Genomic DNA, 25,667 nt, shown 5'->3' on the forward strand with positions numbered 1-25,667 from the left:
GGGTCAGCCGGCGATGCGCCGCGCGGCCGCGGCGCGGCGCAATTCGCCGGCGCGCAGCAGCACCGCCGGCGGCTGCCGCTCTTCGGGAATGGCCAGGATGCGCAGCTGGCGCAGCCACAATCCGGCCGCGCGCGAGGAGCTCACCGCGACCACCGGGATCGCCAGCGCCATGCCGATCACCACCGGCGCCATCCACATCGCCAGCGACGGCGACACCACGTAGGCCATCGCGCCCATCAGCAGCCCGAACGCGCTGAGGCCGCCATAGCTGCGCGCCAGCGCCAGCCACGACAGGCGGCCGTCGTCGCGCTGCTGCGCGTCCCAGCCCGAATCCTTGCCGGCCAGCACTTCGGCCACGCCGCGCGACTGCACGTACATCACCACCGGCGCCATCAGCGCCGCCAGCACGGTCTCCAGCAGCATGCTCAGCAGCGCGCGCAGCGCCCCGCCGCAGCCGCGGCGCTCCTCGGGTTTGAGCAGCATGGCGAAGTAGCCCAGCACCTTCGGCGCCAGCAGCACGAACATGGTCACCGCGAACACCCAGAACACCCGGGTCGAATCCTGCTGGTGCCAGTAGCGCGCCGGCGAGAACGGGGACACCACCGTGGCGACCAGGTCGAAGCCGTCGCTCTGCAGCGGGATGGCGATGCCGATCAGCATCAGCAGGCCCCACATCGGCGCGGTGAAGTAATGGCCGATGCCGATCATCATGTGCATGCGGCTGATCCAGTGCAGGCCGCGCGCGAAGACCACCTTGGAATGCTGCAGGTTGCCCTGACACCAGCGGCGGTCGCGCACCAGCAGGTCGGTCAGCGTCGGCGGGCCTTCCTCGTAGCTGCCCTGCAGGTACGGCACCATGTGCGTGGCCCAGCCGCCGCGGCGCATCAGCGCGGCCTCGACGAAATCGTGGCTGAGCACGTGACCGCCGAACGGCTTGCGCCCGGGCAGCGCCGGCAGGCCGGCCTGTTCGGCGAAGGCCTGGGTGCGGATCACCGCGTTGTGGCCCCAGTAGTTGCTCTCCGCGCCGTGCCACCAGGCCACGCCGTAGGCGATCACCGGGCCGTAGACGCGGCCGCCGAACTGCTGCATGCGCGCGAACAAGCTGTTGCCGTTGACCACTTCCGGCAGGGTCTGGATCAGGCCGACGTCGGGATGGTCTTCCATGCCCGCGACCAGGCGCACGATGGTCTCGCCGGTCATCAGGCTGTCGGCGTCCAGGATCAGCATCTGCGGGTAGGCGCCGCCGAATCGGCGCACCCAGTCGGCGATGTTGCCGGCCTTGCGCTCGGCGTTGTCGGCGCGGCGCCGGTAGTAGATGCGGCCGTGGCCGCCGGTGCGCGCGACCAGGTCGGCGTAGACCTCTTCTTCCTCGGTCCCGACCGCGGCGCGGGTGGTGTCGCTGAGGATGAAGAAATCGAAGTGCGCGATCTGGCCGGTGGCCTCGACCGATTCGTAGATCGCCTGCAACCCGGCCATCAGCCGGTGCGGATCCTCGTTGTAGGTCGGCATCAGCAACGCGGTGCGGCTGCGCACGCTCGGCAGCGGCGCGTCCGGATCGATGCCGAGCTTGCGCCCGCCGCCGAACACCAGGGTCACGAACCCGGCCAGCGCGCTGACGAACGAAAACGCGATCCACGCGAACAGCGGGATGAACAGCGCCATCAGGCAGGCTTCGAGCACGCTGACGCCACCGATCAACAGCACCTTGGCGATCAGCACGCTGGCGTAGGCGGTCATCAAGGCGGTGCTGCCGAACACGTACAGCCGCCGCCAGAACATGCCGACCGGCGTGGTGGGCAGGCGCTTGTTGCGCAGCTTGCCCTCGCGTAGGGTCTGCACCGGCATCGGCAATGGCGCCTCGGGCGGCAGCACCGCGTGGCCGGCATCGAGGGAAACGGCGTCGGGCAGGGTCGGTGGGGGGACGACCATGCTCATGCGTTCCGCCAGCCTCGTCGGGCAGCGCAGCGCCGCGATCCGGACCTGGCCGCAGCGTGCCCTGGCACCGCGAACGGCGCCGTGTTGCTGTGATTGCCACTCGTACCCACGTTCTCTCCTGTCGGGCGGGCAAAATACGGCCGCCACTGTAAACCTTAAATAGTAAGCTTTCGCGAAGATCGCCGAGAACGCGACCGCGGCGCCGCCTGCGGTCCGTTCAGCCATCCGCCGCGCTCACTCGCGTTTCACCGCGCGCGGAGAACATGGCAAGCGGTCCCGCAAAGGAGGCAGCGCAGATGCGCCAACCGTCCCAGGCAGTGGCGCCAGGCGTCCATCCGGCCGCCGCGCCACGCATCGATCGCATCGACAATATCGTCCCACCGACGCAGGCGCGCTGCGTGCCGCGCGGCAACGCTACGCGGTCGCGAAGGAGGAGCCGATGAAGCCGCTGGATCTCGTCGGCTGGGCGGCGACGCTGATCCTGGTGGCGACGCTGCTGCGGCAGATCCACAAGCAGTGGCGCGCGCCCGACGTGCAAGCGGTGTCGGCCTGGCTGTTCGTCGGCCAGATCAGTGCCTCGCTGCTGTTCATCGTGTACAGCGCGGCCCTGCGCAACTACGTGTTCGTGGCGACCAACACGCTGGTGCTGCTGACCGCCGTGGCCGGGCAACTGCTGCAGACGCTGAAACGGCGGCGCCTGCGCGAACACCGTGAGCGGACGTCATGAGCCGGCCGGCGCTGCTGATCGTGGACATGGTCAGCCGCTTCGATTTCCCCGACGGCGCGCGCCTGGCCAAGGCGGCGCTGCCGGTGGCCGAACGCATCGCGCAGCTGCGGGCGCGCTTCCACCGCCGCGACTGGCCGGTGGTGTTCGCCAACGACAACTTCGCCGACTGGCAGACCGATTTCGAAGGCCTGTGGACGCTGTGCGCCGACCCGGCGCAGCGCGGCGCGCAGATCGCCAAGCTGCTGGCGCCGCAGCCGCAGGACTACTACGTGCTCAAGCCGAAGCATTCGGCCTTCCTGGATTCGGCGCTGCAGATCCTGTTGTCGCGATTGCAGGCTACGCGCCTGCTGGTCACCGGCGTGGCCACCGACGCCTGCGTACTGGCCACCGCGATCGATGCGCGGATGCGCGATTTCCAGGTGCAGGTGCCGCCGTCGTGCTGCGCCACGTTCGGCGCGGCGCGCCAGCAGCGCGCGTTGCGGCTGCTGCACGACGCGTTCGCGGTCAGCGTGAGCGAGCGGCTGCCGGCACGCTGAGCCGGTGGCTCAAGTCGGTCAGCTCAGGCCAGTGCCGGCAGCGTCGCGCCGTCGTCGCGCTCGCCCGGCGGCGCGGCGGCGACATACGGGAACGCCAGGGTGATGATGGTACCGCGGCCCAGTTCGGAATCCACGTCGACGAAGCCGCCGGCCTGGCGCACCAGGCCGTAGACCTGGGCCAGGCCCAGGCCGGTACCCTTGCCCTCGGGCTTGGTGGTGAAGTACGCCTCGAACAGCCGCGACTTGGTCTCCTCGGACATGCCCTCGCCCTGGTCGCTGACCGCCAGGGTCACGTAGCGGCCGGGCTGGCGCAGCGCCGCCGCCTCGTGCGTGGCCGGCACGTGCAAGGTGCCGCAGCGGATCGACACCACGTCGCCCGGCTGGCAGGCGTCGCGCGCGTTCAGGGCCAGGTTCATCACCGCCTGCTCCACCGAGCCGCGGTCGGCATAGGTCGTCGCGGCGCCGTCGGCAGTTGCCAGCTGCAGCTGCATTTCCCCGCCCAGCGCCTGCGCCAGCAGCGGCTGCATCTGCACGACCACCTCGCACAGGTCCAGCCACTCCGGCTTGACCGGGTGCGCGCGAGCGAAGCCGAGCAGGCGCCGGGTCATCCGCGCGCCATGCTGCAGCGCCTCGCCGGCGATGCCGAGCAGCTTGCGCTGGTCCGGCTGCAACCGCTGCGGATGTTCGGCGACCATGCTCACCGAGGTCATCGCGGTCTGCAGCATGTTGTTGAAGTCGTGGACGATGCCGGCAAGCATCTGCCCGATCGCCTCGCCCTTCTGCGCCTGGGTCATCGCCCGCTCGGCGACGCGCTGCGCGGCCAGGGCGATGTCCAGTTGCCCGCGCAGCTGGGTATGTTCGGCCTGCAGTTGCTGCCGCCCCAGCGCCTCGCTGACCGCCGGCGGCGGCGCGGCGCCGGCCTGCGGCAGGTCGCCGAGGGTGCGCAGGGCCTGCTCGATCTGGCGGTGCTCGGTGATGTCGCGGCTGATCACCAGCACGCTTTCCACTTCGGCCTGCGCGTTGGTCAGCGGGCTGGCCAGCACGTGCCACCAGCGCGGGCGGCCGTCCAGGGTCGGGCGCTGCGCCCAGAATTCGTACTGTTCGTTGCGCAGCGCCGTGGCGAGCGCGGTTTCCGCGAGCGGCCGCATCTCCTCCGGCCACAGCCCCACCCATTCGTGGCCGACGATGCGCTTGGGCTCCGCCGCGCCCAGCAGGCCCAGGCCGTGCGTGTTGATCGAGCGCACGACGCCGTCGCGGCCGATCTCCTTGATGCAGTCGTGCGAGAGTTCGACGATCTGTCGATAGCGGGCGTGAGTGGGCAAGCGACGTCTCGCGATTGGGAGGCCGAGGATATCGGCATCATCGTGGCGTCACCAGCGCTTCACCCCTCAGTGGTGAAGCTGCGGACAACGAAGCCGATGGCATCAGCATTATGCGCGGGACTTGCGCCCTCACCACAATTCTTTTGGTGGAGGACGACCAGACGATCCGGGAATTGGCTGCGATGATGCTCGACGCCGATGGCTATCGCGTGCTGAGCGCCGGCACCGCGAACGAGGCGCTCCAGCTGCTGGAGCAGCATCCGGACGTGGACCTGATCTTCAGCGACGTGCAGATGCCCGGCTGCGACGGCGTGACCATGGTGCGCGAACTGCGCCGGCGCGCGGTCACCATCCCCGCCCTGCTCACCTCCGGCATGAAGAACCCCGAGACCGCGACGCTGCCCGCGCATACCGGCTTCCTGTCCAAGCCGTACAGCCATTCTGGCCTGCTGGCGGCGCTGCAGCGCCTGCAGCCCGCCCACTAGCCGGCGCGCGGCTCGTTCAGCCGAACACCAGCTTGCCGTACTGCGCCGAACGGATCGCCGCCAACCGTTCGGCGACGAAGTGCTCGCCGGCACGGACATCGCCGAAGTAGACGCCGTCGAATTCATGCCGGCCGAGGAGCGCGCCGTCGTCGGACGAGATCCGGATCTGCGGCAGCAGCACCCCATCCGGCCCCGCGGCGAGGACGGCGTCCAGCACGAAGCCATCGAGTTCGCGACGCATGCGTTGATCAGGTAGGTTCATGCCGGCATTGCAGCACAGCCCGGATGAAGCCCCCGATACCCGCGCGTTGACGCCGCCTGGCGCGAGTGGCCGCGGCGCGGAAAACGAAGCTAAACGATTCATGGCTGTCTGCCCGTACTGCCGCCTGCATTGCGGCCGCTTCACTATGCGGTAGCAGGCCGGCTGTAGCGTAGACAACACGCGCACTTCACACCCCTTTTATCGCCGCATTCGTACATTGCTGAAGAAGCGCTGACCCGCTTGTCCGCTGTACCTCATTCCATCTTTGGTTTTACGCCGCGCGCCTGTCCGGGCATGCGGCGGCAGTTGCTTTCCGTGTCCCCCGTCTCCCCCTCTTCGACGGAACTGCCATGTCGCCCCCTACGCTCGCCGATCTGCCCGATAGACAACGCGATACCCATCCGGTCCTGCGCGCCCCCCGGCGCCGCCATCGCGACGCGCGCGGCCGCTTCATCCGCGCCGCCGAGGTCACCGTCAAGCTGCAGCCGGCCGCGCGCCGCGCCAGCCTGTTCGTGACCTCGGAGATGGCCGACTTCATCAAGGCCGGCGGGCTCGGCGACGTGGCCGCGGCGTTGCCGCGCGCGCTGCGCGGCAGCTGCGACATCCGCGTGTTGATTCCGGGCTATCCGGCGGTGCTGCGCAAGACCGGCCCGCTGCAGATCGTCGGCCAGATCGCCGCCCATGCCGGCCTGCCGGCTTGCGCGCTGGGCCGCGCGGACCGCCCCGACGGCCTGTGCGTGTACGTGCTGCTGTGCCCGCAGCTGTTCGAGCGCCAGGGTTCGCCGTACGTGTCCAGCGAGGGCCGCGACTGGGAAGACAACGCGCTGCGCTTCGCCACGCTGTCGCACGCCGCCGCGCAGATCGCCGGCGGCCGCGCCGGGCTGGACTGGAGCCCGGACCTGCTGCACCTCAACGACTGGCCGTGCGCGCTGGCCGCCGCCTACGTGCGCTGGTCCGGCGGCCGCACACCGTGCCTGCTGACCATCCACAACCTGGCCTACCAGGGCCTGTTCCCATATTCAATGGCCGCGGCCCTGGGCATTCCGAACGAGGGCCTGCAGGACCTGGAGTTCTACGGGCAGATGTCGTTCCTGCGCGCCGGCATCGTCCACGCCGAGCACGTCAACACGGTCAGCGTCAGCTACGCCGCGCAGATCACCGGCCCGGCGCAGGGCTGCGGCCTGGACTCGCTGCTGGCCCGGCGTGCCGCCAGCGGCCGCCTCAGCGGCATCGTCAACGGCATCGACGCCAGCTGGGACCCGCGCACCGACGACCACCTGCATGCCCATTTCGGCATCGACCAGTTCCAGGGCAAGCGCGAGAACGCCGCCCATGTGCGCCGCGCGTTCGGCCTGATCGACAGCGACGGGCCGCTGTTCGCGGTGGTGTCGCGGCTTGTGCACCAGAAGGGCCTGGACCTGATCTGCGAGGTGGCGCCGCAGATCGTCGCCGCCGGCGGCCAGATCGTGGTGATCGGCGGCGGCGAGCCGCAGATCGAGCAGGCGGTGGCGGCACTGGCGCGGCGCTTCCCCGGCCAGGTCGGCGCCCACATCGGCTTCGAGGAACGCCTGGCGCGGCGCATGTTCGCCGGCTCGGACTTCCTGCTGATGCCGTCGCGCTTCGAGCCGTGCGGGCTGAGCCAGATGTACGCGCAGCGCTTCGGCAGCCTGCCGATCGCGCACGCCACCGGCGGTCTGATCGATACCGTGGACGACGGGGTGACCGGCTTCCTGTTCGAGGACCCGTCCGCCGACGGCCTGCGCCGCTGCCTGCAGCGCGCGTTCCGCACCTTCCGCCTGCCGCGCCTGCTGCAGGCGATGCGCCGCGCGGCGATGCTGCGGCCCAGCGGTTGGGACCTGGCCGGCCGCAAGTACATGGCCCTGTACGACCGTACTGCGGCTCCGACGTCGGCGACGGCGGTGGCATGAGCGAGCGGGAACGGTCGGCGGACACGACGCCGGTGTGGGACGCGCCGCTGGAAGCGGCGGACGACGAGCAGGAACGGCTGGCGCTGCAGGCGCTGGCGCGCGGCGAGGCGGTGGACGCGTTCGCCTGGCTGGGTCCGCACGCGGCCGCAGACGGCACGGTGCGGGTGCGCGCGCTGGTGCCGGGCGCCGACGCGCTCGGCCTGCTCGACGGGTCCGGCAAGCTGGTGGCGCGGATGCGCGCGCATCCGCAGGCCAAGGGCCTGTTCGAAGGCGAATTGAAGACCGCGATGCCGTACCGGCTGCGCATCGTGTGGCCGGACGCGGTGCAGGAAAGCGACGACCCGTACGCGTTCGGCCCGGTGCTGGACGCGGCGTGGCTGCAGGGCATGGCCGCCGGCGACGGCGCCGCGCTGCGCACCGCGCTGGGCGCGCACCATACCCGCGTCGGCACGGTGGACGGGGTGCGCTTCGCGGTGTGGGCGCCGCAGGCGCGCCGGGTCGCGCTGGTCGGCGACTTCAACGGCTGGGACGGGCGCCGCCATCCGATGCGGCTGCGCCGCGAGGCCGGGGTCTGGGAGCTGTTCGTGCCCGGGCTGCGCGGCGGCGAGCACTACCAGTACGAGATCCTGGCCGCCGACGGCATGCCGCTGCCGCGCAAGGCCGATCCGGTCGCGCGGCACAGCACGCGCGCGCCGGACACCGCTTCGGTGGTGCCGAGTCCCGCCGGCTTCGCCTGGCACGACACGGAATGGCTGGCGCAGCGCCAGGCGCGCGCCGGCGCCGCACAGCCGATGAGCATCTACGAGCTGCACGCCGGCTCCTGGCGCCACGACGCACAGGGCCAGCCGCTGCAGTGGGATGCGCTGGCCGCGCAACTGATCCCGTACGTGCAGGAGCTGGGCTTCACCCATATCGAACTGCTGCCGATCACCGAATATCCGTTCGGCGGCTCCTGGGGCTACCAGCCGCTGGGCCTGTACGCGCCAACCGCGCGGCACGGCGACGCCGACGGCTTCGCGCGCTTCGTCGATGCCTGCCACCAGGCCGGGATCGGCGTGATCCTGGACTGGGTCAGCGCGCATTTCCCCGACGACGCGCACGGCCTGCAGCGCTTCGACGGCACCGCGCTGTACGAGCACGCCGATCCGCGCGAAGGCGTGCACCGCGAGTGGAACACCCTGATCTACAACTACGGCCGCGCCGAAGTCGTCGCCTACCTGATCGGCAGCGCGCTGGAGTGGATCGAACGCTTCCACGTCGACGGCCTGCGTGTGGATGCGGTGGCGGCGATGCTGTACCGCGACTACGGCCGCAACGAGGGCGAGTGGGTGCCCAACGCCGAAGGCGGGCGCGAGAACCTGGAGGCGATCGCGTTCCTGCGCCAGCTCAACGCCGAGATCGCGCAGCGCTTCCCCGGGGTGCGGGTGATGGCCGAGGAATCCACCGCCTGGCCGGGCGTGACCGCGCCGCTGCAGCAGGGCGGGCTGGGTTTCAGCCACAAGTGGAACATGGGCTGGATGCACGACACGCTGAGCTACATGCGGCGCGACCCGATCCACCGCCCGCACCACCACAGCGAGATGACCTTCGGCCTGGTGTACGCGTTCTCCGAGCACTTCGTGCTGCCGCTGTCGCACGACGAAGTGGCGCCCGGCAAGGGATCGCTGCTGGCCAAGATGCCCGGCGACAACTGGCAGCGCTTCGCCAACCTGCGCGCCTACCTGGCCTTCATGTGGGCCCACCCGGGGCGCAAGCTGCTGTTCATGGGTGGCGAGTTCGGACAATGGCAGGAATGGGACCACGACCGCGCGCTGGACTGGGCGCAGGCGCAGCGCCCGGAGCATCGCGGCGTGGCGCGGCTGGTCGCCGACCTCAACCGGCAGCTGCGCGCGCTGCCGGCGCTGTACCGCAGCGACCGCAGCGCCGACGGCTTCGAATGGAGCGTGGCCGACGACCACCGCAACAGCGTATTCGCCTTCGTGCGCCACGATCGCGATGGCGGCGCGCCGCCGCTGCTGGCGGTAAGCAACTTCACCCCGAGCGTGCACCACGGCTACTGCCTCGGCGTGCCGCGCAGCGGGCAGTGGCGCGAAATCCTCAACAGCGACAGCGGCTACTACGGCGGTTCCAACCAGGGTAACGGCGGCGTCCTGCGCACCGTGGCGCAGCCGATGCATGGGCATGCGCAATCGCTGGCGCTGACCCTGCCGCCGCTGTCCACCCTCTGGTTGCAAGCGGAGCACTGACGTGAACATCGCAACGAACGCATCATCGACCGGCTCCGCTGCAGCGGCGCCGCCCGCCGCGCTGCGCCAGGGCGCCTGGCCGACCGCGACCGGCGAAGTCGCGTTCGCGCTGTGGGCGCCGGACGCCACCGCCGTGGAGCTGGTGTTCGACGACGGCAGCCGACAAGCGCTGGCCGCCGCCGCGGACGGCTACTTCAGCGCCACCCTCGCCTGCCCCGCCGGCACCCGCTACCGCTACGCGATCGACGGCGGCGAGCCGGTGCCGGATCCGGCCTCGCGCTGGCAGCCCGACGGCGTGCATGGCGCCAGCGCGGTGCTGGCCAGCGACGGCTACCGCTGGAAGCACGACGCCTGGCGCGGCCGGCCGTGGGCGGAAACGGTGTTCTACGAACTGCACGTCGGCGCCTGCGGCGGCTACGCCGGGCTGCGCGCGCAATTGCAGACGCTGGCGGCACTGGGCGTCACCGCGATCGAACTGATGCCGCTGGCCGCATTCCCCGGCCGCCACAACTGGGGCTACGACGGCGTGCTGCCGTATGCGCCGGCGGCCGCCTACGGCCATCCGGACGAACTCAAGGCGCTGATCGACGAGGCGCACGGGCTGGGCCTGAGCGTGTTCCTGGACGTGGTCTACAACCACTTCGGCCCGGACGGCAATTACCTGGGCCAGTACGCCTCGCCGTTCTTCCGCGAAGACGCGCCGACCCCGTGGGGCGCAGCGATCGACTTCCGGCTGGCGCCGGTGCAGCGCTACTTCATCGACAACGCGCTGATGTGGCTGCACGAGTACCGCTTCGACGGCCTACGCCTGGACGCGGTGCACGCGATCGTGCCCAACGCGTTCCTGGACACCTTGCGCGAGGCGATCATGGCCAGCGTGCCGGCCGGGCGCCACGTGCATCTGGTGCTGGAGAACGAAGCCAACCAGGCCGGCGTGCTGGAGCGCGGCTACAGCGCGCAATGGGACGACGATTTCCACAACAGTCTGCACGTGCTGCTGACCGGCGAGGACGAGGGCTACTACGCCGGCTTCGCCGATGCGCCGGCGCAGCACCTGGCGCGGGTGCTCGGCGAAGGCTTCGCCTACCAGGGCCAGGCCGATCACCGCGGGCATGCGCGCGGCGAACCGAGCGCGCAGCTGCCGCCGCACAAGTTCGTGATCTTCGCGCAGAACCACGACCAGATCGGCAACCGCGCGCGCGGCGACCGGCTGATCACCCAGGTCTCCGAGCCGGCGCTGCGCGCGGCGCTGGCGCTGACCGCACTGACCCCGATGATCCCGCTGTTCTTCATGGGCGAACCGTGGGGCAGCCGCACCCCGTTCCTGTTCTTCACCGATTTCGCGCCGCCGCTGGACGAAGCGGTGCGCGAAGGCCGGCGCCGCGAGTTCGCGCATTTCGCCGCGTTCGCCGATCCGCAGCAGCGCGCGACCATTCCCGACCCGAACGCGCCGAGCACGTTCCAGGCGTCCATTCCCGACATCAGCGATGCCACCCACGGCGACGGCGCGCGCTGGCGCGACTGGTTCGTGGCGCTGATGGCCCTGCGCCGCCAGCACCTGGTGCCGGCGCTGGCGCAGGCACGCGCGCTGGGCGCACGCACGCTGGGGCCGAAGGCGGTGGCTGCAGGCTGGACGCTGGGCGACGGCGAGTGGCACGTGGCCGCGAACTTCGGACAGGCGCCGGTGGCGCTGGACCTGCCCGGCGCCACCGTGCATGCCGAAAACGCCGGCGACGATCCAGCGCAGCTGCCGCCCAACGCCTTCGTCGCGCGCTACCGTCCCGGTTCCACACCGTGACCGCACGCTGTCGCGACGCCATCGCGACAGCGTCCCCGGCAAGCTGGCCGTTCCGTTGGTCGCCGACCGACGCGCAGGCCTTGCCGTGCGCGGCACCGGCGACGGCGGGTGCACGTCCTCCCTCCATCACTGCCGCGGCTCCGACTTGCCCATGACCGACACCCCCCTGCACACCCTGGCCTCCGCCGCCGGCCTGCTGGTCGACTGGATCGACGCATCCGACACGCCGCGCAGCGTCGGCCCGGACACGCTGCGCAGCGTGCTCGGCGCGCTCGGCCTGGACGCGCGCGACGATGCCGCCTGCCGCGACAGCCTGCGCCGGCTGCAGGCCAGCGCCACCACCGCACCGTTGCTGACCGCCGACGTCGGCACGCCGATCGATGCTGGCGGCACCCCCGGCGCGGCATACCGGCTCGAACACGAAGACGGCAGCCAACGCGACGGCCGCTTCGATGCGCAGGGCCGCGTCGCGGCGCTGGACACGCACGGCTACTGGACCCTGCAGCACGGCGACCAGCACACCACGCTGGCGCTGGCGCCGACGCGCTGCTACGGCGTCGCCGAGGCGGTCGGCGAGGACGCGCCGCGGCGTTGGGGTCTGTCGCTGCAGGTGTATTCGGCACAAGGTCCGCGCGACGCCGGCATCGGCGACGCGGACGGCGTCGCCGCCTGGGCCGATCGCATCGCCGCGGCCGGTGGCGATGCGATCGCGCTGAGCCCGGTGCACGCGGCGCGGCCGGTCGGCAGCCACTACAGCCCGTATTCGCCCGGCGACCGCCGCTTCCTCGACCCGTTGCAGGCCGCCCCGGCGCGCGTGCTCGGCGCCGCCGCGGCGCAGCGCGCCCTGCAGGCGGCCGGGCTGGAGCAGGCCTTCGCCGAGGCGCAGGCGCGCGAGCTGATCGACTGGCCGGCCTCGGCCGCGGCGAAGTGGCAGTGGCTGCGCCAGCTGCATGCCGACTTCGCCCAGGCCGACGCCGCCTTGCATGCGGATTTCGCCGCATTCGAGCAAGAACGCGGCGCCGCCTTGCGCGACTACGCCGCGTTCGCCGCACGCGATTTCGGCGATGCCGATCCGGCCCTGCACCGCTTCGCGCAATGGCTGGCCGCGCGCAGCTGGGCCGGCGTGCAGCGACAGGCGCGCGATGCCGGCATGGGCATCGGCCTGATCGCCGACCTGGCGGTGGGCTTCGATCCCGGCGGCGCCGAAGCCGCGGCCTGGCCGCAGGCGGTGTTGGCCGGGCTGGAACTGGGCGCACCGCCGGACGCGTTCAACGGCGACGGCCAAGCCTGGGGCATCGGCGGCTACTCGCCGACCGGGCTGCGTGCCACCGGCTACGCGCCGTTCCTCGAGCTGCTGCGCGCGGTGCTGCGCGACCGCGGCGGCGTGCGCATCGACCACATCCTCGGCCTGCTGCGGCTGTGGACGATTCCGCGCGGCGCCAGTTCCGCCGACGGCGTGTACCTGCGCTATCCGCTGCACGACCTGTTGCGCCTGCTGGCGCTGGAATCGTGGCGGCACCGCGCGATCGTGATCGGCGAAGACCTGGGCGTGGTGCCGGACGGCATCCGCGCCGAGCTGTCGCAGCGCGGAGTGATGGGCATCGACGTGCTGCTGTTCACCCGCGACGCCAAGGGCGCCTTCCTGCCGCCGGCGCGCTGGCGCGGCGATGCGATCGCCACCACCACCACCCACGACCTGCCGACCCTGCGCGGCTGGCGCCGCGGCGAGGACATCGACTGGCGCCGGCGCCTGCAGCTGTCCGATGCCACGCAGCAACGCGCCGACCACCTGACCCGCGCCGCCGACGTCGCCAGCATGGACGGCGCGGTCGCCGCGGCGCTGCCGCAGGCGCAGGCGCGCGACCCCGAACTGGACGCGCTGCGCTTCGTCGCCGCCACGCCCTCGCCACTGGCGCTGCTGCCGGCCGAGGACGCGCTGGGGCTGGACCAGCAACCCAATCTGCCGGGCACCGTCGACGGCCATCCGAACTGGCGCCGGCGCCTGCCGCCGCCGGACGCGACGGACGCCAGCGCGCTGCTCGACGCCCGCCTGGACGCGTTCGCGCAAGCCCGCCGCATCGCCTCCGCCGCGCAAGGAACCGACCGATGAGCCTGATCCCGCTGCGCGCCACCGCCCGCCTGCAATTGCACGCCGGGTTCACCCTGCTCGACGCCGCCGCGCAGGTGCCGTACTACGCCGGCCTGGGCATCAGCCACCTGTACCTGTCGCCGATCGGCACCGCGGTGCCCGGCTCCACGCATGGCTACGACGTCACCGATCCGCGCCAGGTCAACCCCGAACTCGGCGGCGAACCGGCGCTGCTGCAGCTGTCCGAGCGCGTGCGCGCGCACGGCATGGGCCTGATCCTGGACATCGTGCCCAACCACATGGCCGCGCACGCGGCCAATCCGTGGTGGTGGGACGTGCTCAAGCACGGCCGGCAGAGCCGCCACGCCGGCTGGTTCGACATCGATTGGCGCGCGCCCGGGCGCGACGGCAAGCTGTGGCTGCCGGTGCTGGACCGGCCGTACGCGCAGGCGCTGAGCGAAGGCGTGTTGCAGCTGCGGGTCGACGAAGACGGCGAGGCGCGACTGGAGCACCACGACCAGCGCTTCCCGATCCGCCTGGAAGGTCCCGTCGCGCAGGATCCGCCGGCCACGCGCCAGGCCTGGGCGGCCCGGCTCAACGATGCCGCGCGGCTCGGCGACGACACCCTGCATCGCTTGATCGAGCGCCAGTGCTACCGCCTGGCGTGGTGGCGGGTCGGCAACGACATGCTCAACTACCGCCGCTTCTTCGACATCACCTCGCTGACCGCGTTGCGCGTGGAGCAGAGCGAGGTGTTCGCCGCGGTGCACGAGCTGCCGCTGCGGCTGGTCGCCGACGGCCATCTGGACGGCGTGCGCGTGGACCATGTCGACGGCCTGGCCGATCCCACCGGCTACGTGCAGCGGCTGCGTGCGCAACTGGACCGCGCCGGGCGCCGTCGCGGCATCGGCGCGGGCGGCATCGCGCTGTACATCGAGAAGATCCTGGCGCCGCAGGAAACCCTGCGCGCCGACTGGCCGTGCGACGGCAGCACCGGCTACGACTTCATGGACCAGGTCGCCGGGGTGCTGCATGACCCCGCCGGCGCCGCGCCGCTGACCGCACTGTGGCGCCGCTACAGCGGCCGCAGCGGCGATTTCGGCCAGGAACAGCGCGCCGCGCGCGATGAGATCCTGCAGGGGTCGCTGCAGACCGAGTTCGTGCGCACCGTGCAGGCGCTGGCCGCCACCGCGCATCTGGAACCGGCAACCCGCGAGTTCAGCCCGCAGATGCTGGCGCAGGGCCTGATGGCGCTGCTGCGGCAGTTCGAGGTGTACCGCACCTACGCCGGCCCCGACGGCCTGGACGAAGCCGATGCGGCGCGCCTGGCGCATGCCGCGCAGCGCGCGCGCGCCGGCGCCGAGCCGCGGGTGGTCGCGGCGATCGACGCGATCGAACGCTGGAGCCGCGACGGTCGCGGCACCGGCAAGGCGCAGATCGCACTGCGGCGCATCGTGCGCCGGCGCATCGAACAGCTGTCGGCGCCGCTCAACGCCAAGTCGGTCGAGGACACCGCGTTCTACCGCCATGGCGTGCTGCTGTCGCGCAACGAGGTCGGCAGCGATCCGGACGTGTTCGCGCTGGCGCCGGACGCGTTCCACGCCGCCAACGCGGCGCGTGCGCAGCGGCATCCGCGCGCGCTGCTGGCCACCGCCACCCACGACCACAAGCGCGGCGAAGATGTGCGCATGCGCCTGGCCGCGCTCAGTGCGCAGGCGCCGTGGTGGGACGCACAGGTCGCGCGCTTCCAGTCGCTGGCCGCCGACCTGCTGCCGGCGGACAGCGCCGCACCGCTGCCTGGCGACGTGCTGATGCTGTGGCAGATGCTGGTCGCCGCCTGGCCGCTGGAACTGGCCGCCGACGATGCCGCCGGCCTGCGCGACTACGCCGAGCGCATCGCCGCCTGGCAGCTGAAGGCGGCACGCGAGGCCAAGCTGCGCACCTACTGGACCTGGCCGGACGAAGCCTACGAAACCGGCGCCCGCGCGTTCCTGGACGTGGCGCTGCTGGCGCCGGCCGGCGCGCCGTTGCGCGAGGCGCTGGCGCAGGCCGCGGCGGCGCTGGCCCCGGCCGGCGCGCTCAACAGCCTGGTGCAGACCACGCTGCGCCTGACCGTGCCCGGCGTGCCCGATCTGTACCAGGGCAGCGAAGGCTGGGACCTGTCGCTGGTCGATCCGGACAACCGCCGCCCGGTCGACTACGCGCTACGCCAGGCCTGGCTGCGCGACGCCACCGCGCCGGCGGACCTGCTGCGCGACTGGCACAGCGGCCACATCAAGGCCTGGCTGAGCGCGCAGCTGCTGCAGCTGCGCGCCGCCCATCCGGCGTTGTTCGCGCACGGCGACTATCGTCCGCTGTACGCGCAAGGCGCGCACGCCGACCACGTGCTCGGTTTCCTGCGCGAGCACGCCGGCCAGACCCTGGCGGTGCTGGTGCCGCGCCTGACCGCAGCGCGGCAGGCGCTGGATCCGGCCGCGCCGCTGCGCGCGCCGCAGGACTGGCATAACACCGTTCTGACACTGCCCGCGGCACAGTACCGGCATGTGTTGAGCGGGCGCACGCTCGCGGCATCGGCCACGACGCCGGTGTCCGAGCTGCTCGCCGACTTCCCGGTCGCCGTACTGGCCACCTTCCCCTGACAAGATCGCCATGGACGCAGACACACGCAAGCGCCGCATCGAACAACTCGCACACGAAATCTGGGAGGCCGAGGGCCGGCCCGACGGCCGCGCCGCCCGCCACTGGGCCATGGCCGAACGCCTGGTCGACGCCGAAGCCCACGCCCCTGCGCAAGACCACTCGCTTTCTCCGGCCGGCAACGGCCCCGCCACGTCGTAAGGATTCCGCATGCCGCTTCGCAAGCTCGCCCGCCGCTCTCGCATCCGCGAAGGCCGCTCGTATCCGCTGGGTGCCACCTGGGACGGCCTGGGCGTCAATTTCGCGTTGTATTCGAGCAACGCCACCAAGGTCGAGCTGTGCCTGTTCGACGAGCGCGGCCGCGAGGTCGAGCGCATCGTCCTGCCCGAGTACACCGATGAGATCTGGCACGGCTACCTGCCCGATGCGCGGCCCGGCCAGCTGTACGGCTACCGCGTATACGGCCCGTACGCGCCCGACGCCGGACACCGCTTTAATCCCAACAAACTGTTGCTCGATCCCTACGCCAAGCAGTTGGTCGGCGAGCTGAAATGGGCCCCGGCCCTGTTCGGCTACACCATCGGCCACAAGGACGCGGACCTGAGCTTCGACCGCCGCGACAGCGCCGCCTACGTGCCCAAGTGCGCGGTGATCGATCCGGCCTTCACCTGGGGCAAGGACCAGCGCCTGCAGACGCCGTGGGACCGCACGGTGATCTACGAGACCCATGTGCGCGGCACCACCATGCGCCATCCGTCGGTACCCGAGGCCTGGCGCGGCACCTTCTCCGGGCTCAAGGTCGACGAGGTGGTGGAACACATCAAGCGGCTCGGCATGACCGCGGTGGAACTGCTGCCGGTGCATGCCTTCGTCGACGACGAATACCTGCTCAAGCAGGGCCTGCGCAACTACTGGGGCTACAACACCATCGGCTTCTTCGCGCCGCAGCCGCGCTACATGGCCACGCGCACCGTGGCCGAGTTCAAGCAGATGGTGGCGCGATTGCACCATGCCGGGCTGGAAGTGATCCTGGACGTGGTCTACAACCACACCGCTGAAGGCAACGAACTGGGGCCGACGCTGTCGTTCAAGGGCATCGACAACGCCAGCTACTACCGCCTGGCGCAGGACCGCCGCTTCTACATCAACGACACCGGCACCGGCAACACCTTCGACCTGACCAATGCCGGCGCGCTGCGCATGGTCAACGACTCGCTGCGCTACTGGGTGTCGGAGATGCACGTGGACGGGTTCCGCTTCGACCTTGCCACCATCCTCGGCCGCGAGCACCACGGCTTCGATCCCAAGGGCGGCTTCCTCGACGCCTGCCGCCAGGATCCGCTGCTGAGCCAGGTCAAGCTGATCGCCGAACCGTGGGACGTGGGTCCCGGCGGCTACCAGGTCGGCGGCTTCCCGCCGGGCTGGTCGGAATGGAACGACAAGTTCCGCGACAACGTGCGCGCGTTCTGGCGCGGCGACGAAGGCCAGCTGGCCGAACTGGCCACGCGCCTGACCGGCTCGGCCGACCTGTTCAACCACCGCGGTCGCCGCCCCACCGCCTCGGTCAACTTCGTCACCGCCCACGACGGCTTCACCCTGCACGACTTGGTCAGCTACGAGCACAAACACAACGACGCCAACGGCGAGGAAAACCGCGACGGTTCGGACAACAACATCTCGGCCAACTATGGGGTGGAGGGCGAGACCGACGACGAGCAGATCAACGCGCTGCGCCAGCGGCAGATGCGCAACATCCTGGCCACGCTGCTGCTGTCGCAGGGCACGCCGATGCTGCTGGCCGGCGACGAGTTCGGGCGCAGCAAGGGCGGCAACAACAACACCTACTGCCAGGACAACGAGCTGACCTGGCTGAACTGGGACAGCGACGAGCGCGCGCAGCGGCTGACCGCGTTCGTGGCGCGCCTGACCCACCTGCGCGCGCACTACCCGCTGTTGCATCGTGCGCGCTTCTTCGACGGCGTCTACGACGAAGAGCTGGGGATCAAGGACGTCAGCTGGCTGGCGCCCGATGGCGAGGAGATGACCGAGGCGTCCTGGCACGACCCGCATGCGCGGGCGATGATGATGCGCCTGGACGGCCGGGCGCCGTCCAGCGGCCTGCGCCAGGCGGCGTCGAACGTGACCTTGCTGATGATCGTCAACGGTGCCGTCGAGGACGTGACCTTCACCCTGCCGCTGGTCGAGGGCGAGCATTGGCGCGTCCTGATCGACACCGCCGAGCGCGAGCACGAGCACGGCCTGCCGGGCGGCTCGCAATGGCACGGCATCGGCCGTTCGCTGACCCTGCTGGCGGCCGAGCGCGACAGCAAGGCCGCCGCGGCCCAGCACCAGAACGCGGCGCCGTCGCCGACGCCGGCGGCCTGAGCGCGGCGCAGGAAAGCGCAGCCGCTTAGAGCGGCCTTGCCGATCGCGCAATGCGGCTGGGCGTCGCTTCACACAGGCAGATGGCTGCGTGTGGAGCGATGCCAGTGGCTTCGGGCCAAGTCGGTTACGGGATGCGAGAATTTAGATCGCGTGCGTCGCGGATGCGGTCGCCCTTGATCTGCAAGGGCCTCGTGAGTTGCGTCGGCGTTGGTGATGTCTAGCGTGATCGGCTCGACAGGCAAGCCGTCGGTGCTCGTTTGTCGGCGGCGGCTCAGGTACATGCGGGATCGCGGCCGAACACAAGCTGCTGCTGGCCCCAGTGCAATCGCAAGCGTTGCAACCATGCCTACGAACTTGCGTCCGCTGGGCAGCCTTACCCGACACCTGTGGGTCTCAGCACGCAAGGTGGCGACGCCGGCTTCGGCGAGCTTGCGGACCGTTTCATGGCAGATGCCGCGGATGGCGCCAGTGGCGCGGGCAGCTTTCCGCGAGGCGCTCATTTCAGGGCCTTCACCGGCGGGTCGGCGATAGCGCCGGTCCGACAAGTGGATTGCATGGTGAATCCGGCGCCCCGTCGGTCGGATATCCGATCCTACATAGCCAACTTCATTCGCGTAAGTAATAGGTCACAGAGTTGGCCTCCGGGATCGACAGCGAGATGCCGCGCACCTTTCCCCACGCATCGCGCCGGAACTCGAACACGAACGCGTACATCCCCGCCAGAACGAATTGTGCCGGTCCAAGGGAGTGCAACGGCTGCGGCGCGTCCTGGCCTGGCAACAGCACTTCCACCTTGTCGCCCGCGACCTTCACCTGCAGGGAGTCGTGGTCGAAGCTGTCGGCCGAGGCACGGCGCAGGTCCATCGGCACACTGGTGTCCAGCCGGTAACGGCCGGCATAGTCCGGCGGAGGCGGCAGCCGCGGGGCCACGCCGCGGATCGGCGGATGCGCGCCCTGGCCGATCGCATCCGCCAACGCGTTGCGGATCTCGAAGGACAGTTCGGTGCCGTTGCTTCCGTTGGTGAGGATCACGAAGCCGTCGCCGGTTTCCGGATACCCCTCGAAAAACGCCCGATAACTGTCGTTGGCGCCCATGTGGAAGAAGTGGCGTCCCGGACCGGCGCCACCCAGACGCGGCCCCAGCCCGAAAGGCCCCGGGGAGACCTCGGTCATCATCGCCGTCGCCAACGGCTGCGGCAGAAAATCGCCTCGGCCCTGGTAGCTGTCGATCAATCCGCCGACCAGCCGCCCGAGATCGTTTGCCGTCGTCCACAAGCCCGATGCTCCGGCCTCGGCGAAGCTTTCCCAGCCGCGCGGCAATGCCGTCGGCGCGCCGCTCGCGTCATGCGCCTTGGCGATGTTGCCGTGTTCGGCCGAGAGCGGGCTTTCGAAAGTGCTGCGACGCATCCCCAGCGGCGCGAACACCAGGTCCTGGGCCACCTGCTGGAGCGGGCGGCCGGTCGCATCTTCGATGACGGCCTGTTCCACGGTGACGCCGCCGCCGGAATAGTCATTGACCTGCCCTGGCGGGTGCTTGAACGCGACCGCTTCGCCGTTGGCCGGTGTCTGCCCTTCGAGCACCTGCACGAGGGTCGGCAGCGGAGCCTCGGGGCGATAGTCCGCGAAACCGTGCACGCCCAGGCCGGAGGTATGCGACATCAGCATTCGCAGGCTGACGTTCGGGCGAGGAACGTTCGGGGAGGTCGGCAGCTTCCAGCGCTTGAGGTAGTCGTCGACGTTCCGGTCCAGGTCAAGTTCGCCGTGCGCGACCAAGCGCAAGGCGGTGGTCGCGGTAGCGACCTTGCTGATCGAACCGACCGAAAACAGCGTATCGCCGTCGACCTTGTCCTGCGTATGCGCTTGCCGCACGCCGTAGCCCGACACCGCTACCACTTCGCCATGTTTCAGTATCGCCACGGCGACGCCGGGCACCTTGTAGTGGCGCATGCGTTGGTCGATCGACCATCGTGGCAAAGCCTGGCCGGGCGCGAGCACGCTCGGGCGCAGCCCGTGGTCCAGCACGGCGAGCGGATCCTGCGCGGGTGCCGACTGCGCTTGCGCGGTGGCTGCGGCGGCGAGTGCGAGGACCAGCAGCCAACGGCGGTGCGAGGGGCTTGCCCAAGGTGCCAGAAGGCGGGGCATTCTGGCATCCGACGTGCTTTTCATTGCATCTCCTTCGACCCCGGGAGGGTCAGGCAGTCGGGTAGCGGCAGCGCCCCTTCGGCATCGTCGCATGTTGCCGCAGGAAAATCGCGATGCGCCATCTGCGCAGGAAGGCAAAGGCCTGGCGGCATCCCAAGGTTTGCGGGCGACCGCGACGGCCCGGGCGACATTGGCGAACAAGGCGTTCCTAGCCCGTGCATCAGCGGCTCACCAGATGTCGGATATCGCGATGGCCTCGGAGCATCGGCGCGGCGCGTTACATGACGCTGCAACGCCTTTCGCTTCGTTCGTCGCGGCTGAAGCCGCTCCTACAGGGGGATCGAGCGCACTGCACGCATGCACTGTAGGAGCGGCTTCAGCCGCGACCGTATGTATCCGCAGCCGGCACCATCAGGATTCAAGATGTCACGCTGCTCGGGGCCGACTTCGAGGCGTTATTCCATGACGAAACATTCGACTCCGCTCGTCGCGACCGAAGTCGCTCCCACAAGGCACCACGCCATTGCCTGCAGCGTCTGCCGCTGCACGGCCTGCATATGCGCCTCCCACAGCGTTCGTCGCGGCTGAAGCCGCTCCTACAGGGGATTGCGGCGCGCTGCATGCGTGCACTGTAGGAGCGGCTTCAGCCGCGACGGTATGTATCCGCAGCCGGCACCGTCAGGATTCAAGATGTCGCGCTGCTCGGGGCCGACTTCGAGGCGTTATGCGATGACGAGGCGTTCGACTCCGCCCGTCGCGACTGAAGTCGCTCCCACAAGGGATCACGCGGTCGCCCGCAGTGCGTGCGACTGCGCGAACTGCTGCACTTGCGCCTCGCCCACCGCGCCGCCGATCAGGATCACGCCCGGGACGCCGATGCCCAGGCCTTCGACGTCCACGGCCAGGCGGTCGAGCGTGGTCAGCAGTTGCGCCTGCTGCGGCAGGCTCGCCGACTGCACCACCGCCGCCGGCGTGTCCCCGGGCAGGTGCCGCAGCAAGGCGGCGCTGAGCGCGGCGATGCGGCCCATGCCCATGTAGATCGCCAGCGTGGTGCGGGTGGCGCACAGTGCGGCCCAGTCCGGCTCGCCATGGTCCTGGGTGTGCGCGGTGACGAAGGTGATGCCGTGGCAGTGGTCGCGATGGGTCAGCGACATGCCCAGCCCGGCCGCCGCGGCGAACCCGGCGCTGACGCCGTTGACGATGCGCACCGCCACGCCCGACGCGCGCAGGAACGCGATCTCCTCGCCGGCGCGGCCGAACAACAGCGCCTCGCCGCCTTTGGCGCGCACCACGTTGGCACCCTGCAGCGCATAGCGCCGCATCAGCCGGCAGATGAAATCCTGCGGGGTGGAGCGGCAGCCACCGCGCTTGCCGACCCGGATCACCCGCGCCTGCGGCGCGAACTGCACGATGTCCGGGTTGACCAGGTCGTCGAGCAGCAGCACCTGCGCCGCGGCCAGCGCCTTGACCGCCTTCAGCGTCAGCAGCTCCAGGTCGCCGGGACCGGCCGACAGCAACACCACTTCGCCGCCACCACGCACGCCGGACATGCTTGCATCGTTCATCGCAGACTCCACCCAGGAAGAAGGAACCACACCCAAGACATCGCACCCGCCTGCGCTCCGCCGCGCGCATCCGCGCCGTGTTTCCCCTGCGCCCGCCACGCGCGCCATCGCCGCGCCCTACCGGCGGCGCCGCGTGGGTCGCGAGTGCACGCGGCGTTCGTCGCTGCGTCCCCAGCGGACACCAGGGCGGCGCGCGAGCCCCGACCACTCATGCGCAACGGGTCGTCGCGCACCGCAGCAGCTGCGGCGTGTGCGAAGCGGGATGATCTCGCCAGCGCCGGCACCACTGCGGCGTCCGCCCGCTGCACCTGCGACGAGCGCTCGTCACCAGCGCGTCGCTTCGCCTTGCCAGCCGAGTAGAACGCAAGGTGGATGCCTACAGCGTTTCCTGCGCACTCCGTGGCCGGCACAAGGGCAACCTGCAAGCCGAGGCCGCTCATGCGCTTGCCGCCGTCGCACACAGCCGCAGCACCTGCGGCATGCACGAGCCGCACACGCTGCCGCAGCCCAGCCGCGCACGGATCTCGGCCGGCGCCGCACCGCGCGCGGCTTCGCTGCGGATCGCCGATTCGCGGACCTGCGTGCATTGGCACACCACCGGATCGCGCGCACCGCCGCCGGCCTGCGCGAAGGCTGCCAGCCGCGCGCCGTACCAGACCTCGCCGCTCAGCGCGCGCTCCAGCAGCGCTTCGCCGCCGGCATCGCGCTGCGCGCCGGCCAGCAGCAAGCCGTCGAGGTGGCTGATCGGCGCGGCGCCGCGCCAGGCCACGCGCTTGAGCAGACCACGGCGCGCGTCGCGGTATTCGAGGGTGTCGGCGTCGCCGCCGGCCAAGGCCAGCGCTGCGGCCAGCGCCTCCAGTTGCGCGGCGGCCGGCGCCTGCTCGGCGGCGGCGCGCAATACCAGCCAGGCCTGCTCCTGCTCGCCGCTCTCGGCCTGCAGGCTCAGCGCGGCATAGCCGAAGTCGCGCAGCCACGGTTGCGCGGCGGCCTGCAGCGCGAGCGCATCGCCACGCCGCGCCAGCAGCAGGTGCCAGCCGAACTCGGCCTTCTCCACGCGCACCGCGGCATGCTTGAGCTCGGGCTGCTGCGAGCGCGCATCCACCGTCGCCAGGCTGAGCTCGTTGATGCCGCCGTTGTCCAGGAACTGCGCATTCCAGTGCATCGCCGCGAACACGTCGCCCGAACGCATCTCCTCGCACGGCTCCAGCGGCAGCACCAGGCTGCCGCGCTTGCTCACGATACGTACCAGATCGCCGGCGGCCAGACCGCGCCGCGCTGCGTCCTGCGGATGCATGCGCAGGCCCGGCTGCGGACTGTGCGCGAACAGCCCCGGCACCCTGCCGCTGCGCGACATGCCGTGCCACTGGTCGCGCAGGCGCCCGCTCAGCAGGCGCAGCGGGAAGCGCGCCGAGGTCGGTTCGGCCACCGGCTTGTACGGCGTGGGATGGAAGCGCGCGCGGCCATCGGCGGTGGCGAACACGCCATCGGTGTAGCGTCGCGCCTGGCCATGCGTGGCGCCGGCCGGCAGCGGCCATTGCTGCGGGCCTTGCGTCTCCAGCCGTGCGTAGTCGAGTCCACCGATGTCCAGGTCGCGGCCGACGCTCAGCGCGCGATGCTCGTCGAACACCGCCGCAGTGTCGGCGAAGCCGAAACGCGTGCCGGCGGCAGGCGCGTCCAGCCGCGCTTCCAGCCGCCGCGCCACCTCGTTGGCGATCCACCAGTCCGGCTTCGCCGCGCCTGGCGCCGGCAACGCCTGGCGCACGCGCGAGATGCGGCGCTCGGAATTGGTCACCGTGCCGTCCTTCTCGCCCCAACTCGCCGCCGGCAGCAGCACGTCGGCGAACGGCACCGTATCGGTCTGCACGAAGGCGTCCTGCACGATTACCAGTTCGGCCTGGCGCAACGCATCGCGCACCTGCGCGATGTCCGGCATCGAGTGCACGGGATTGGTGCAGGCGATCCACACCGCCTTGACCTCGCCGCGGCGCAGCGCATCGAACAGCGCCACCGCCGGCAGGCCGGGACGCGCCGACAGCCGCTCGGCCGGCAGCTGCCACAGCCGCTCCAGTTCGGCGCGATCGGTGGCGCTGGCGATCTCGCGGTGCGCGGCCAGCATCGTCGCCATGCCGCCGACCTCGCGCCCGCCCATCGCGTTCGGCTGTCCGGTCAGCGAGAACGGGCCGGCGCCGGGCTTGCCGATCTGCGCGGTGGCCAGGTGCAGGTGGATCAACGCCAGGTTCTTGTCGGTGCCGTGCGCGGACTGGTTCAGGCCCATGCAATACAGCGACAGCGCCGGCGCGTCGCGGCCGAACCATTCCGCCGCCCGCACCAGGTCGGCGACCGGAATGCCGCAGATGTCGGCGGCCATCGCCGGGGTGTACTCGCGCAATGTCTGCCGCAGTTCGGCGAAACCCTGCGTGTGTGCGGCGATGAACGCGCGATCGATGCGGTCTTCCCAGATCAGGTGATGCAGCATGCCGTTGAACAGCGCCACGTCGGTGCCGGGCTGGATCGGCAGGTGCAGGTCGGCCATCGCCGCGGTGTCGGTGCGGCGCGGATCGACCACGATCCAGCGCACGTCCGCATCGCGCGCGCGCGCCTCCTCGAGCCGGCGGAACAGCACCGGATGCGCATAGGCCATGTTGCTGCCGGCCAGCAGCACGGTCCTGGCCAGTTCCAGATCCTCGTAGCAGGTCGGCGGGCCGTCCGCGCCCAGCGCCAGCTTGTAGCCGGTGACCGCGCTGGACATGCACAGCCGCGAATTGGTGTCGATGTTGTTGGTGCCGATCAGGCCCTTGGCCAGCTTGTTGAAGACGTAGTAGTCCTCGGTCAGCAATTGCCCGGACAGGTAGAACGCCACCGCGTCCGGCCCGTGCCGTTCGACGATGCCGGCCAGGCGCTCGGCCACGCTGTCCAGCGCCACCGCCCAGTCCACCGCACGGCGTGGTGCGTCGCGATGCGTGCGCAGTTCCGGCTGCAGTGCGCGGCCGTGCAGGCTGCGCACGGTCTGCGGCAGCGTGCGGCCCTTGCTGCACAGCCGGCCGTAGTTGGCCGGGTGTTCCGGGTCGCCCTCGATGCCGATGATGCGCGCCGCGCCGTCGGCGGCGTGCTCGGTCTCGATCAGCACGCCGCAGCCGACCCCGCAGTAGCAGCAGGTGGAACGGGTCAGCGTGCGCCGCGCGGCGGTGTCCGCGGCCGCGCTCGCTGCGGGCACGTGCGCGCCGTCCATCACGCGGCGCCCTGCAACGACAGCCACACGTCGCCATCGTCCACCCGCACCGGATAGCGGCGCGCGCAGCCCACGTCCGGCGCGCAGGCCTGGCCGCTGTCCAGGGCGATGTTCCAGTTGTGCAGCGGGCAGGTAACGCTGTCGCCGGCGACGATGCCCTGCGACAGCGGCCCGCCCTTGTGCGGGCAGCGGTCGACCAGCGCGAACACGCGGTCGCCGGCGGTGCGGAACAGCGCGATCGGGTCGGCGCCGGCGATCTGCAGCACGCGCGCGCCGAGCGCGGGGATGTCGTCGATGCGGCAGATGCGGATCCAGTGGCGGGCGCTGGCGTCGGCGGCGTTGCTGTCGGACGCGATGAGGTCGGAAGCGGCTGCGTGCATC

17 protein-coding genes are annotated in these 25,667 nt (G+C 71.0%); 10 read left to right on the forward strand and 7 right to left on the reverse strand.

The genetic code is table 11. The features are described 5' to 3' along the window. Positions 1-3: 3 nt before the first annotated feature. A complete protein-coding gene (gene mdoH, locus NUG20_RS18105; RefSeq protein WP_263395810.1) occupies positions 4-1,935 on the reverse strand; it encodes a glucans biosynthesis glucosyltransferase MdoH in 1,932 nt (643 codons plus the stop codon). A 439-nt stretch (positions 1,936-2,374) separates the two neighbouring features. On the opposite strand from mdoH, the gene NUG20_RS18110 reads away from it, so the two are divergent. Together NUG20_RS18110 and NUG20_RS18115 are read left to right on the forward strand one after the other, a co-directional pair. Further along, positions 2,375-2,662 (forward strand): hypothetical protein, encoded by a 288-nt coding sequence (locus NUG20_RS18110; RefSeq protein ID WP_263395811.1) that lies wholly within the window; start codon positions 2,375-2,377, stop codon positions 2,660-2,662. Beyond that, positions 2,659-3,198, forward strand: a complete 540-nt coding sequence (locus NUG20_RS18115) for a cysteine hydrolase family protein (RefSeq protein ID WP_263395812.1) — start codon at positions 2,659-2,661, stop codon at positions 3,196-3,198. Before NUG20_RS18110 ends, NUG20_RS18115 begins: the two co-directional genes overlap by 4 nt. 23 nt (positions 3,199-3,221) lie before the next feature. Here the strand turns inward: NUG20_RS18115 and NUG20_RS18120 are convergent, their stop codons facing one another. Further along, complete coding sequence (locus tag NUG20_RS18120; protein ID WP_263395813.1) at positions 3,222-4,520, reverse strand: two-component system sensor histidine kinase NtrB; 1,299 nt, start codon at positions 4,518-4,520, stop codon at positions 3,222-3,224. Positions 4,521-4,702: 182 nt separating this feature from the next. Here NUG20_RS18120 and NUG20_RS18125 point away from each other — a divergent pair, with 182 nt between their 5' ends. Further along, a complete protein-coding gene (locus tag NUG20_RS18125; RefSeq protein WP_263395814.1) occupies positions 4,703-5,005 on the forward strand; it encodes a response regulator in 303 nt (100 codons plus the stop codon). Between the two features lie 16 nt (positions 5,006-5,021). On the opposite strand, the gene NUG20_RS18130 is transcribed toward NUG20_RS18125, so the two are convergent. Next, positions 5,022-5,267, reverse strand: coding sequence for a hypothetical protein (locus NUG20_RS18130; protein ID WP_263395815.1), 246 nt, complete (start codon positions 5,265-5,267; stop codon positions 5,022-5,024). A gap of 350 nt (positions 5,268-5,617) precedes the next feature. Here NUG20_RS18130 and glgA point away from each other — a divergent pair, with 350 nt between their 5' ends. From glgA to glgX, 7 genes are all read left to right on the forward strand, one after another. Then, positions 5,618-7,195 carry a glycogen synthase GlgA gene (gene glgA, locus NUG20_RS18135; protein WP_263395816.1) on the forward strand — a complete coding sequence of 526 codons (1,578 nt, stop codon included), beginning with the start codon at positions 5,618-5,620 and terminating at the stop codon, positions 7,193-7,195. Then, positions 7,192-9,441 (forward strand): 1,4-alpha-glucan branching enzyme, encoded by a 2,250-nt coding sequence (locus NUG20_RS18140; protein ID WP_263395817.1) that lies wholly within the window; start codon positions 7,192-7,194, stop codon positions 9,439-9,441. The genes glgA and NUG20_RS18140 overlap by 4 nt, the downstream gene beginning before the upstream one ends. Before the next feature lie 61 nt (positions 9,442-9,502). Then, the gene (treZ, locus tag NUG20_RS18145) at positions 9,503-11,239 is read left to right on the forward strand and encodes a malto-oligosyltrehalose trehalohydrolase (RefSeq protein WP_263398526.1); all 1,737 of its coding nucleotides are present in this window, start codon (positions 9,503-9,505) and stop codon (positions 11,237-11,239) included. Between the two features lie 151 nt (positions 11,240-11,390). Continuing rightward, positions 11,391-13,349, forward strand: coding sequence for a 4-alpha-glucanotransferase (malQ, locus tag NUG20_RS18150; protein WP_263395818.1), 1,959 nt, complete (start codon positions 11,391-11,393; stop codon positions 13,347-13,349). A gap of 2 nt (positions 13,350-13,351) precedes the next feature. Then, positions 13,352-15,967, forward strand: coding sequence for a malto-oligosyltrehalose synthase (gene treY, locus NUG20_RS18155; RefSeq protein ID WP_263398527.1), 2,616 nt, complete (start codon positions 13,352-13,354; stop codon positions 15,965-15,967). A 10-nt stretch (positions 15,968-15,977) separates the two neighbouring features. Then, positions 15,978-16,166 (forward strand): DUF2934 domain-containing protein, encoded by a 189-nt coding sequence (locus NUG20_RS18160; protein ID WP_263395819.1) that lies wholly within the window; start codon positions 15,978-15,980, stop codon positions 16,164-16,166. A gap of 9 nt (positions 16,167-16,175) precedes the next feature. Next, positions 16,176-18,350 carry a glycogen debranching protein GlgX gene (gene glgX / locus NUG20_RS18165; protein WP_263395820.1) on the forward strand — a complete coding sequence of 725 codons (2,175 nt, stop codon included), beginning with the start codon at positions 16,176-16,178 and terminating at the stop codon, positions 18,348-18,350. 606 nt (positions 18,351-18,956) lie between these two features. On the opposite strand, the gene NUG20_RS18170 is transcribed toward glgX, so the two are convergent. The 4 genes from NUG20_RS18170 to nirD form a co-directional block, all read right to left on the reverse strand. Next, the gene (locus tag NUG20_RS18170; protein WP_263395821.1) at positions 18,957-20,492 is read right to left on the reverse strand and encodes a serine hydrolase domain-containing protein; all 1,536 of its coding nucleotides are present in this window, start codon (positions 20,490-20,492) and stop codon (positions 18,957-18,959) included. 782 nt (positions 20,493-21,274) lie between these two features. Next, complete coding sequence (gene cobA, locus NUG20_RS18175) at positions 21,275-22,015, reverse strand: uroporphyrinogen-III C-methyltransferase (protein WP_263398528.1); 741 nt, start codon at positions 22,013-22,015, stop codon at positions 21,275-21,277. 478 nt (positions 22,016-22,493) lie between these two features. After that, positions 22,494-25,286 (reverse strand): nitrate reductase, encoded by a 2,793-nt coding sequence (locus tag NUG20_RS18180; RefSeq protein ID WP_263398529.1) that lies wholly within the window; start codon positions 25,284-25,286, stop codon positions 22,494-22,496. After that, positions 25,286-25,666 (reverse strand): nitrite reductase small subunit NirD, encoded by a 381-nt coding sequence (gene nirD / locus NUG20_RS18185; protein ID WP_263395822.1) that lies wholly within the window; start codon positions 25,664-25,666, stop codon positions 25,286-25,288. The genes NUG20_RS18180 and nirD overlap by 1 nt, the downstream gene beginning before the upstream one ends. Position 25,667 lies beyond the last annotated feature (1 nt).

Origin of the sequence: Xanthomonas sp. CFBP 8443 (assembly GCF_025666195.1) — a bacterium.
GTDB lineage: Bacteria > Pseudomonadota > Gammaproteobacteria > Xanthomonadales > Xanthomonadaceae > Xanthomonas_A.